This is a genomic window from Porphyromonas sp. COT-052 OH4946, from assembly GCF_000765965.1.
Taxonomy (GTDB): domain Bacteria; phylum Bacteroidota; class Bacteroidia; order Bacteroidales; family Porphyromonadaceae; genus Porphyromonas; species Porphyromonas gulae.
On the sequence record NZ_JQZY01000034.1, the window covers coordinates 1 to 11,646 of the forward strand.

Genomic DNA, 11,646 nt, shown 5'->3' on the forward strand with positions numbered 1-11,646 from the left:
GTGGATGATGGAGAGCTTCCTCCTCCCGAATTCGGGCCTGAACTTTATCGTTTGCCTTTGCCCGAGAAGGTCTTGAGAAACCATTGGTATAAGTATGAAGTCGAGATTTGATATTTTATTCAAGTCTTGCGAGATATGCTAGACGAGGCTAAATGGATATGAAAAAAGAAAGTCTTTAGGTGAAAATAGGAGTTGATTACATGTGTTTGATTGCGCGTGTTGTTTGGGTTGATTTGCAGCGACTAACGAAATAATAGTAATGATGAAAAGATATATAATAATACTTGCGGTGTTTCTTTTATTCTGCACGGTATTTGCCTTTCAGATAAAAGCTCGCCCTTATGAAAGAGTGGCAGATGTAGAGAAGCTTTGGGCTCCGAACCATTCAACGGATTCTAAATTGACGACTACAAATAAGGGTGACTTAGTTAATGCCGGAATTGTATGCCAATCTGTTTTTGAACACAGTGGATTAGTTGCTTCGCCAGTGAGTGAAATAAAGCATGCTGATCGTTTAACCTCGCAAGAGAAGTCTTTTTTCACAGAAAATCTACGGACACCTCCTCCTGTGGTTCCCGTTGCCGTTGACAAGTATGCGGTTCCAGTTACTGATCCTGATAACCCTAACGCATGGGATGTAACGCTAAAAATCACTACCGAAGCAGTAACGGTACCGGTTGACGTGGTGATAGTTATTGACCAGTCTTCATCAATGGGTGGGCAAAACATTGCTAGATTAAAATCCGCTATTGCTTCAGGACAGCGTTTCGTGAAAAAGATGTTGCCTAAGGGAAACGCTACAGAGGGGGTGCGTATCGCTCTTGTGAGTTATGACCATGAGCCTCATTTCTTATCTGATTTTACCAAAGACACTGCTTTTCTCTGTCAAAAAATCAGGGCTTTAACTCCTATTTGGGGAACACATACTCAAGGGGGGCTTAAAGTGGCAAGAAATATTATGGCTACCTCTAATGCTGTCGACAAGCATATTATCTTGATGTCTGACGGATTAGCGACCGAGCAGTATCCGGTTAAAAATGTAACTACTGCAGATTTCATTGGCAAAACTGGAAATGCAAATGACCCCATTGATCTGGTTATACAAGGAGCAATCAATTTTCCTACAAATTATGTTTCCAACAATCCATCTACACCTCTTACTCCAAATTATCCAACTCAATCTTCTAAAGTTGGGCGGAGAGATTTGCCGGAATCCAAATTCGATTATAGTAGTCTGAGCGCAAGAATTACTTTTGATGGTGTTGCCGGTGCATTGGTGTATGAACCGAAGTTTGGCCATCCATATTATTATTATTTCCCTTGTAATGCAGCCATCAATGAAGCTCAGTTCGCAAAAAGCTCAGGATATACAATTCATACTATTGGCTATGACTTGGGAAATTTTGCCTTGGCTAATAATTCATTGAAATTAACCGCTACAGACGAGAATCACTTCTTTACTGCGACCCCCCAAAATTTGGCTGCAGCTTTCGATAATATCGCTCAGACTATTAATATAGGGATACAGAAAGGTGTAGTGACAGACTTTGTCGCTCCCGGTTTCATCGTTAAAAATGTGACTCAGTCGGGTGATGTTACTCATCTGGTAAAGGTTACTAATGGAACCGTACATTATGATATCACTACTAGAAAGTTGACATGGACAACGGGTACTATTTTGAGCTCATCCGAAGCTACGCTGACCTACCGTATTTTTGCGGACATTGAAAATATGGATCAAGCGCAAATCAATAATGTTTCGACTATAGGTCCTGATTTGGGCGGATATGATACCAATAAAGAAGCCAAGCTTAATTACACCAATTCCAACGGAGAAGCCAATCAGTGTTTGCTGTTTCCGCGTCCAACCGTAAAACCAGGCTATGGCGTCATAAAGCGTAATTATGTCTTGGTTAATATGGATGGCCAACCTATATTGGCAGATGGAACTGTAGTCGGGTCTTTGAGTGCAGCCCAAATCGTCCATTCTCCGGATTTCTTCCTTCCTCCTGGAAACGATTATATAGCTCCCAAATGGATAAAGCTGGACAAAACAAATGATAATCTTCAGTATTTCTCTGTTACGCCCAGTGCAAAAAACTTTACCTACAATGGCAAATTTTATCGCTTTACGGAGGTGCCGGGATCTACTTTGGACGGAGCAAATATCGGTATTAGCTGGAAGCATCTATTCGAGACTACTTATTTCGCTTATTTGGAAAATCGTCCGCCCGTAGCTGTTCCTGACGTGAATACTACGTTCGTGGATATACCGGTTAGAGGTAATGTTCTTACTAACGACTATGATCCAGAGAAGGACCCGATACATGTCACTCCTCAGGTAAATATACCGACGCAGAATGGAGGTCATGTGACTATCAATGCTGACGGATCTTATGTTTATACGCCATCAAGCAATTATGTAGGAGAAGATACCTTTACGTATGAGGTCTGTGATAACCATAATGCATGTACTTCGACCACGGTAACAATTGAGGTTCTTCCTCTGCCAGTAACGAATAATAATCCTCCTGTCGCTGTTAATGACAATTATCTTATGCCTAAGGGTGGGGTTCTTAACGGAAATGTCATTACTAATGATTTTGATCCCGATGGAGATCTTAACCCGAACAGCGTTACACTGGTAGATGGTGGAACTGCTCAAACAAATGGAACTTTAACACTCAACGCCGATGGAACATTTACATATGTGCCGAATCCAGGATTTGTAGGAGATGTAAACTTCAAGTATCAAGTGTGCGACCACTTGAATCGTTGTGACGATGCCGTTGTTACGATCAAGGTCCTACCTGATACAGAGAATTCGACCTTTGCAGCTGACGATGCCTTTATAACAACTAAGTATACTCCCGTAACAGGTAATGTCCTTGCTAATGACTATGATGCTCAAGGGAATAATCAGATTGTGAATACAACACTCGTTGCTATTCCTCAGTACGGTAATGTCGTTATTAGTGCTGATGGTACCTTCACTTATACACCCACTAATGGCTATGTTGGACCCGACCGGTTTGTTTATTGTGTGTGCGATGATGGAACGCCAAAGGCCTGTGATAAGGCTACGGTTTATATACTCATTAAACCTGCGGCCAACTATTGGATAGGGGGTACGCTGGGTATGCTCAATAAATGGAATGAGCCCAATAACTGGACGAACAACATCGTTCCCGCTGTTGGTGAGAATATCGAATTCGCTACAGAGCAAAATAATCCAACACAAGCGAATAATCCTAAGTCTGGTCCTGCGAAGCAAGATCTACATCTGGACGATATCGAACAAGATGGAACGGAGGGACGTGTTATCGGTAATCTGATCAATCATTCCGACAAGAATTTGGTAATAACTACGGGCAATCAGTTAATGATTAACGGAGTAGTTGAGGATAACAATCAGGCTGCCGGTACTATCGTCGTGAAATCGTCGAAAGACAATCCGACCGGGACATTGTTGTTCCGTAATCCCGGGGCTAATCAAGATGTAGGAGCTACTGTCGAGTTTTACAATCAGGGATATGATTGTGCCGACTGCGGTATGTACCGTAGGAGCTGGCAGTATTTTGGAATACCTGTCAATGAATCAGATTTCCCTTACGGGGATGTTGAAGGAAATGAGACTATAAACCAATGGGTTGAGCCTTTCAATGGAGATAAGTGGCGCCCTGCTCCTTATGCGCCGGATACACAGCTTCAGAAGTTCAAGGGCTACCAGATCACGAATGATGTACAGGTACAGCCCACGGGGGTTTATAGCTTCAAGGGTATAATTTGCGTATGTGACGCCTTCCTTAACCTGACTCGTACGCCGAATGTGAACTACTCCGGATCTAACTTGGTGGGTAACTCCTATACTGCAGCCATCGACATCAGGCAGGGTATTGTCTTCCCGCCGGAAGTCGAGGAGACGGTCTATCTTTTCAACACGGGTACGCGCGACCAGTGGCGCAAGCTCAATGGAAGCACGGTTTCGGGTTATCAAGCCGGTCAGTACCTGTCGGTTCCGAAGAATACAGCGGGTCAGTCCAACCTGCCGGATCGAATTCCATCGATGCATTCCTTCTTGTTGAAGATGCAGAGCGGAGCATCTTGCACGTTGCAGATCTTATATGATAAGCTGATGAAGAATACGACGGTGAACAACGGCAATGGGGCTCAGATCGTATGGCGTTCTAACGATACGGGTTCGTCCGGTATGCCTTCTCTTGTGATGGATGTTCTTGGCAACGAGTCTGCCGACCGTTTGTGGATCTTTACGGAGCCGGGTCTTTCTTTTGGTTTCGACAACGGCTGGGATGGTCGCAAGCTGCCGGAGAAGGGACTTTCACAGCTTTATGCGCTGTCGGATATCGGCAATGATAAATTCCAGGTTGCGGCTGTTCCTGAGTTGGATAATCTGCAGATCGGCTTCGATGCAGATAAGGATGGTCAATACACATTGGAGTTTGCCCTTTCTGATCATTTTTCGAAAGGGGCTGTATATCTGCACGATCTTCAGACCGAATCCAAGCACCGTATAACGAATACCACTTCGTATTCATTCGAGGCCAAACGAGGGGATTCGGGTGCACGATTCCGACTCTCGTTTGATGAGGCCGGCGTTGATTCGGAGGAAATGTCTGTTGTGGTTGGTACGGTTGGAAAGCGGATTGTTGTTAGCAACAACAGTGCCCATGACTACACAGTGCAAATTTACACCACTGACGGTAAGCTATTGTTCCGCGGGGATGTAAAGGCTGGAGGCAAGTCGATGACAGAAGCTCTGACTGATGGAGCGTATGTTGTCAGTCTTCATAGTCCTACTACAGCTACTGACGTAAGGAAGCTAATCGTTAACTGATGAGCTGAACAGATCGAGCATCATAGGAGGAGGAATGCTAAAATAGTTTCCTTTTGAAAGAACTGTCTTAGCTTGATCTCAGCTTATAATAAGGAAGGAGCTGCAAATTGAACGATTTGTAACTCCTTCCTGCTTTTTCGTGAGTTCGATCTCAAGTGACCATGAAAAACACGTCCCGGAAATTCTCCGCTTGCGGTCTGTATTTTCCGGAAATGTGGAGCGAGATTTTTTTCGTTGTGGCGCGTAAATTTTTTCTTTCCCGCACCAAAGCGAAAATTTTCTCGCGCCATGTTTTTCGGCGTGTCGGTCAAGCAATTTTTCGCGCGTAAAGCGATCTTTTCTTTAGGGGGGCATGCTTTATCAGGAATCCGGCGAGAGGAATTATTGTTTATAACTTGTCCTCCAAAATGTCTGAACAGGATGTGGAAATTATCAATGCTCTCTTGATAATCTGCTGCTGTTTATATATAAGAAATCGCTCTGTTTTATCTGCTATTACGAAGGTGTTTGTACCTCCTTGGAGCTTCTGTTTTGTCTCAGGGTTTCGGCAATAAGCATGTAAGATGGCCAAAAGTGCGTCTTTTGTAAGGTTTGCGTGTCAAATGGACAGCCCTTCCGGATTATTAGATCAAAAAAAGAGAAGAGGATTAGTCTGGTTGCATTTTTTTATTTAGTTTTGTCGCTGTCCGTATCATAGGGTAGTTGTGGAAGTTTCGTATACCCGTGCCTGTGGCCGGTGGGGGCTTTCTGACACTTTCCTTGGTTAAGGGCAAAGCCGGAAAGATAAGGAAACAACATAACAGTAATAATTTTAAGTTTAACGCAAAAGAAAAGTCTATGAAAAGAATGACGCTATTCTTCCTTTGCTTGCTGACGAGCATTGGGTGGGCTATGGCCCAGAATAGAACCGTGAAGGGTACGGTTATCTCCTCCGAAGATAATGAACCCCTGATCGGCGCGAATGTCGTGGTTGTCGGAAACACCACTATCGGTGCTGCGACCGACTTGGATGGTAACTTCACGCTCAGCGTGCCCGCCAATGCCAAGATGCTGAGAGTGTCCTACTCCGGTATGACTACCAAAGAGGTTGCCATTGCTAACGTAATGAAGATCGTTTTGGATCCGGACTCTAAGGTCCTGGAGCAGGTAGTTGTATTAGGTTATGGTACGGGGCAGAAGCTCAGCACCGTTTCCGGTTCTGTAGCCAAGGTGTCCAGTGAGAAGTTGGCGGAGAAACCTGTTGCCAACATTATGGACGCCCTTCAGGGTCAAGTGGCCGGTATGCAGGTCATGACTACATCCGGTGACCCTACAAAGGTTGCAGACGTAAAGATTCATGGTACAGGGTCGTTGGGGGCAAGCTCTGCACCATTGTATATCGTGGATGGTATGCAAACTTCTTTGGATGTTGTGGCTACGATGAATCCGAATGATTTTGAATCTATGTCCGTTTTGAAAGATGCTTCTGCAACATCTATTTATGGAGCTCGTGCTGCAAACGGAGTCGTTTTCATTCAAACGAAGAAAGGTAAAATGGGCGAGAGAGGTCGTATTACCTTTAATGCCAGTTACGGGATTTCTAAAATCCTGAATACTAAGCCCCTTGATAATATGATGACCGGAGATGAATTGCTGGATTTTCAGGTGAAGGCAGGTTTTTGGGGGAACAATCAAACCGTTCAGAAGGTTAAAGATATGATCCTTGCCGGAGCTGAAGATTTGTATGGCAATTATGATTCTTTGAAAGATGAGTATGGTAAGACATTGTTCCCGGTGGATTTTAATCATGATGCAGACTGGCTCAAGGCTTTGTTTAAAACAGCACCTACCAGTCAAGGTGATATTTCTTTCTCCGGAGGGTCTCAGGGAACTTCATATTATGCCTCTATAGGCTACTTCGATCAGGAAGGTATGGCTCGTGAACCGGCAAATTTTAAGCGTTATAGTGGCCGGCTCAACTTCGAAAGTCGTATCAACGAATGGCTGAAAGTTGGTGCAAATTTGTCTGGTGCGATAGCGAATAGACGATCTGCCGACTATTTTGGAAAGTATTATTTGGGGTCGGGTACTTTCGGTGTGTTAACGACGCCTCGTTATTATAACCCTTTTGATGTGAATGGGGATTTAGCAGATGTCTATTACATATATGGAGCTACCAGACCTTCTATGACAGAACCGTACTTCGCAAAAATGAGACCGTACAGTTCAGAATCACATCAGGCCAATGTAAATGGTTTCGCCCAGATTACTCCGATCAAAGGCCTTACTTTAAAGGCACAGGCTGGTGTTGATATTACTAATACTCGCACTTCTTCTAAGAGAATGCCCAATAATCCGTATGATTCTACGCCTCTTGGGGAAAGAAGAGAAAGAGCTTATCGAGATGTTAGCAAGTCTTTTACAAATACGGCCGAATATAAGTTTTCAATTGATGAAAAACATGATCTTACAGCATTGTTGGGGCATGAATATATTGAATATGAAGGGGATGTTATTGGGGCATATTCTAAAGGATTTGAAAGTGATAAGTTGATGTTACTGAGCCAGGGAAAAACCGGAAATAGTTTGTCTTTGCCTGAGCACAGGGTCGCTGAATATGCCTATTTGTCTTTCTTTAGTCGTTTTAATTACGGTTTTGACAAATGGATGTATATAGATTTCTCTGTTCGTAATGACCAATCCTCTCGATTCGGATCCAATAATAGAAGCGCGTGGTTCTATTCTGTCGGTGGAATGTTTGACATATATAATAAATTCATTCAAGAAAGTAATTGGCTCAGTGATCTTCGACTGAAAATGAGTTATGGTACAACGGGTAATTCGGAAATTGGTAATTACAATCACCAAGCACTCGTTACTGTGAACAATTATACCGAAGATGCTATGGGGCTTAGCATTTCTACAGCAGGCAATCCCGACCTCTCGTGGGAAAAGCAGTCTCAGTTCAACTTCGGTTTGGCTGCAGGGGCTTTCAATAATCGCTTATCTGCAGAGGTAGATTTCTATGTCCGCACTACGAATGATATGTTGATTGATGTCCCGATGCCTTATATCAGTGGTTTCTTCTCACAGTATCAGAATGTAGGCTCTATGAAAAATACGGGTGTAGACCTTTCTCTTAAGGGGACGATCTACCAAAATAAGGACTGGAACGTATATGCTTCTGCGAATTTCAACTACAATAGACAGGAAATAACAAAGCTTTTCTTCGGCCTCAATAAGTACATGTTGCCTAATACCGGTACTATATGGGAAATTGGGTACCCCAATTCGTTCTATATGGCTGAATATGCTGGAATCGACAAAGAAACCGGTAAGCAGTTGTGGTATGTTCCTGGTCAAGTCGATGCGAATGGTAATAAAGTTACAACAAGCCAGTACTCAGCAGACTTGGAGACACGAATTGATAAGTCTGTTACTCCTCCTATTACAGGTGGTTTCTCCTTAGGTGCTTCTTGGAAAGGACTTTCATTAGATGCTGATTTTGCCTACATCGTTGGTAAATGGATGATCAATAATGACCGTTACTTTACAGAGAATGGAGGTGGATTGATGCAATTAAATAAAGATAAAATGCTATTGAATGCCTGGACAGAGGATAATAAAGAAACAGATGTTCCAAAATTGGGACAGTCTCCTCAGTTTGATACGCATTTGTTGGAGAATGCTTCTTTCCTGCGTTTGAAGAATCTCAAACTCACCTATGTACTCCCCAATAGTCTTTTTGCCGGGCAGAATGTGATTGGTGGAGCTCGTGTCTATTTGATGGCGCGCAATCTGTTAACTGTTACGAAGTATAAAGGCTTTGACCCTGAAGCAGGGGGGAATGTGGGACAAAATCAATATCCTAATTCTAAGCAGTACGTTGCGGGTATTCAGTTGTCTTTCTAGGATTTACTTATTCTTAAGAAACATTTGATATGAAAAAAATAATTTATTGGGTTGCGACAGTTTTCTTAGCAGCGAGCGTATCCTCTTGCGAGCTTGACCGCGACCCCGAAGGAAATGATTTCCAACAGCCATATACTTCTTTCGTGCAGACGAAACAAAACAGAGATGGTCTTTACGCACTTTTGCGTAATACTGAAAATCCACGAATGCATTTTTATCAGGAACTTCAATCCGATATGTATTGCACTACCATTACTGATGGTAACACCTTAGCTCCGTTCGTGAATTGGGATCTAGGCATACTTAACGACCATGGACGTGCTGATGAGGGCGAAGTCTCCGGTATAGCTGGCTACTATTTCGTATACAATCGACTAAATCAGCAAGCGAATGCTTTTGTTAACAATACGGAAGCTGCATTGCAGAATCAAGTGTATAAAAATTCCACCGAGATCGCCAATGCTAAGAGCTTCTTGGCGGAAGGAAAAGTTTTACAGGCATTGGCTATTTGGCGACTGATGGATCGTTTTAGCTTCCATGAAAGCGTGACAGAAGTTAATTCCGGTGCGAAAGATCTTGGCGTTATTCTGTTGAAAGAATATAATCCTGGTTATATCGGTCCCCGTGCAACGAAGGCACAATGTTATGATTACATTTTGTCACGTTTGTCTGAGGCTATTGAAGTTTTGCCCGAAAACAGGGAGAGCGTTCTTTATGTGAGCCGTGATTACGCCTATGCCCTCCGAGCAAGAATTTACCTCGCGTTGGGTGAATATGGAAAAGCTGCAGCGGATGCTAAGATGGTTGTTGATAAGTATCCTTTGATTGGTGCAGCAGATGCTTCTGAGTTTGAGAATATTTATCGATCAGATGCTAATAATCCTGAAATTATTTTTCGTGGTTTTGCTTCTGCGACTCTTGGCTCGTTTACTGCTACGACACTAAATGGTGCTGTGCCAGCAGGTAAGGATATAAAATATAATCCGAGCGCAGTTCCTTTCCAATGGGTAGTGGATCTTTATGAAAACGAAGATTTCCGCAAATCCGTCTATATCGCGAAAGTTGTGAAAAAGGACAAGGGGTATTTAGTAAATAAATTCCTTGAGGACAAGGCTTATCGTGATGTTCAGGATAAGCCAAGCCTTAAAGTCGGAGCTCGTTATTTTAGCGTTGCTGAGGCCTACTTAATCTTGGTAGAGTCTGCTCTTCAGACTGGAGATACCCCAACAGCCGAAAAATATCTCAAGGCTTTGAGTAAAGCTCGTGGAGCAGAAGTTTCAGTCGTTAATATGGAAGCACTGCAAGCAGAGCGTACGCGTGAGCTTATAGGTGAGGGTAGTCGTTTGCGTGATATGGTCCGCTGGAGTATCCCTAATAATCATGATGCTTTTGAGACTCAGCCTGGTTTAGAAGGTTTTGCAAATACTACTCCTTTGAAAGCTCAAGCTCCTGTAGGCTTTTATGCATATACTTGGGAGTTCCCACAGCGAGATCGACAAACTAATCCGCAGCTAATAAAGAACTGGCCGATATAATTCAGTTGTAGATCTAGCTATGAAGTATGGGGCTGCATCAAAATTTTTTTGTCGCAGCCCCTATCTTTTCATACTCATAATACGAGGAAGCCCCAACTTTCACAAGCTAGGGCTTTGTTCGTCTGTCAATTTTTAGAAAATTGGAGGGGGGAATCAATAAATTAATGGGTGAAAAGTTGTGTTTCCCTCTCTGTGTAGTCGTCCCTTAAAAGTCCTTTTAATCTCTGATATTCAGCAAATTAGTTTGCGAATTCCTTTGGTAAATCTGCAAGTTTTCTTGTCTTTATAGCAGGAAACTTGCAGATTTTCATGATTAAATTGCATCCAGTCTACAAATTGGCCGACAAAACAATTGGGAGAAGTTTGATATGGCTTTCGGCCCTTTGTATTGTCAGAATAATGGTCGCCGTAGTAAGCCGATTCGTTTGATGTGTGCATTGTTGATACTCAAGCACCTTCGCAATCTCTCGGATGAATCCGTTGTAGAACAATGGAGTAAAAATGCTTATTGTCAATACTTTTTTGGCATGCAAGAGTTTACTCCCTGTGCTCCCTGTGCCTTTTCTGAATTGGTGCATTTTCGCAACCGCATCAAATCATTAGAAAGTTGTTTGAGACAGTCTAAGTTTAGCGCAGCTTTGAATACCTCTTTCGTAAGGAGAGCTTGTCTTTATACTGCGAAACAATGGCTAAGGCAAACTTTCTTAACGTGTTAAGATTTGTCGCAGAGTAGTCCTTCCTCGCCCTGCACGCATCTTCCTTAAAAGTCACACCAAGATGCCAGTGTAAGTGATTTTCAATACACCAATGCCCTCGAATGCATTGTCCTATCTTGCTGCAATCTTCAGGGGCTAAACTGCAGATATAGTATTGCTTTTCTTGATGAATGCCTCCATCTAAACGGCTCACGATATGCTCTATTTCGATTAAACTTCTTAAGCCCTGCCATTGTGAATATTCTTTCTCATCGAAAACCCCTGAGGCGTTTAGCGTTGTATAAATACGCTTTTCAATACGCCCATGATCTTTCTCTATTGTTCCCCAAGAATGAAATTTATATTTCCCTGAAAACACATCTTGGACATCTTCAAACAAATACTTCTGATTGGCTTTGAGGCTAAGAATATAGTCGGCCTCTGATTGAATAATCACTTCAGCAATAGCTGTTTGTGTTCCCATTGCATCAATACTAACAATTGATCCGCTTAAATCAAGCCTATCCGGTACTTCGGGAATAGCTTGTAATTCGTCATCCCTTAAATAGATCTTTAATCTCTGATATTCAGCAAATTAGTTTGCGAATATCTTTGCTAAATCTGCAAGTTTTCTTATCTTCATAGCAGAAAACTTGCAGATTTTATGATT

The 11,646-nt window shown here is 42.7% G+C and carries 5 protein-coding genes and 3 pseudogenes; 6 read left to right on the forward strand and 2 right to left on the reverse strand.

All coding sequences use genetic code 11. The features are described from left to right. Together HQ50_RS11895 and HQ50_RS11760 are read left to right on the forward strand one after the other, a co-directional pair. A pseudogene (locus HQ50_RS11895) lies at nt 1-111 on the forward strand (fimbrial assembly protein); the annotation flags it as partial. Nucleotides 112-259: 148 nt separating this feature from the next. Then, a complete protein-coding gene (locus tag HQ50_RS11760; RefSeq protein WP_161780811.1) occupies nt 260-4,855 on the forward strand; it encodes an Ig-like domain-containing protein in 4,596 nt (1,531 codons plus the stop codon). A 151-nt stretch (nt 4,856-5,006) separates the two neighbouring features. Here the strand turns inward: HQ50_RS11760 and HQ50_RS12755 are convergent, their stop codons facing one another. Then, nucleotides 5,007-5,120: a DUF1661 domain-containing protein gene (locus HQ50_RS12755; protein ID WP_235290046.1), complete on the reverse strand. Its 114-nt coding sequence runs from the start codon at nt 5,118-5,120 to the stop codon at nt 5,007-5,009. Between HQ50_RS12755 and HQ50_RS12760 the strand changes: the two genes are divergently transcribed. The 4 genes and pseudogenes from HQ50_RS12760 to HQ50_RS10990 form a co-directional block, all read left to right on the forward strand. Next, nucleotides 5,068-5,184 (forward strand): DUF1661 domain-containing protein, encoded by a 117-nt coding sequence (locus tag HQ50_RS12760; protein ID WP_235290045.1) that lies wholly within the window; start codon nt 5,068-5,070, stop codon nt 5,182-5,184. The two genes, HQ50_RS12755 and HQ50_RS12760, sit on opposite strands and share 53 nt — an antisense overlap. 508 nt (nt 5,185-5,692) lie before the next feature. Continuing rightward, nucleotides 5,693-8,746: a TonB-dependent receptor gene (locus tag HQ50_RS10260; RefSeq protein WP_039418408.1), complete on the forward strand. Its 3,054-nt coding sequence runs from the start codon at nt 5,693-5,695 to the stop codon at nt 8,744-8,746. Between the two features lie 29 nt (nt 8,747-8,775). Further along, the gene (locus HQ50_RS10265; RefSeq protein ID WP_039418388.1) at nt 8,776-10,281 is read left to right on the forward strand and encodes a RagB/SusD family nutrient uptake outer membrane protein; all 1,506 of its coding nucleotides are present in this window, start codon (nt 8,776-8,778) and stop codon (nt 10,279-10,281) included. Between the two features lie 321 nt (nt 10,282-10,602). Beyond that, nucleotides 10,603-10,904: pseudogene (locus HQ50_RS10990) on the forward strand (transposase); the annotation flags it as partial. On the opposite strand, the pseudogene HQ50_RS10270 reads toward HQ50_RS10990, so the two are convergent. Further along, a pseudogene (locus HQ50_RS10270) lies at nt 10,886-11,532 on the reverse strand (ISAs1 family transposase); the annotation flags it as partial. The pseudogenes HQ50_RS10990 and HQ50_RS10270 overlap by 19 nt on opposite strands. Nucleotides 11,533-11,646: the final 114 nt, after the last annotated feature.

Bases quoted from the DNA above. Each gene is read 5' to 3' on its own strand.
- HQ50_RS11760 (WP_161780811.1), top strand. From the start codon at position 260: ATGATGAAAAGATATATAATAATACTTGCGGTGTTTCTTTTATTCTGC.
- HQ50_RS12760 (WP_235290045.1), top strand. From the start codon at position 5,068: ATGTGGAGCGAGATTTTTTTCGTTGTGGCGCGTAAATTTTTTCTTTCC.
- HQ50_RS10260 (WP_039418408.1), top strand. From the start codon at position 5,693: ATGAAAAGAATGACGCTATTCTTCCTTTGCTTGCTGACGAGCATTGGG.
- HQ50_RS10265 (WP_039418388.1), top strand. From the start codon at position 8,776: ATGAAAAAAATAATTTATTGGGTTGCGACAGTTTTCTTAGCAGCGAGC.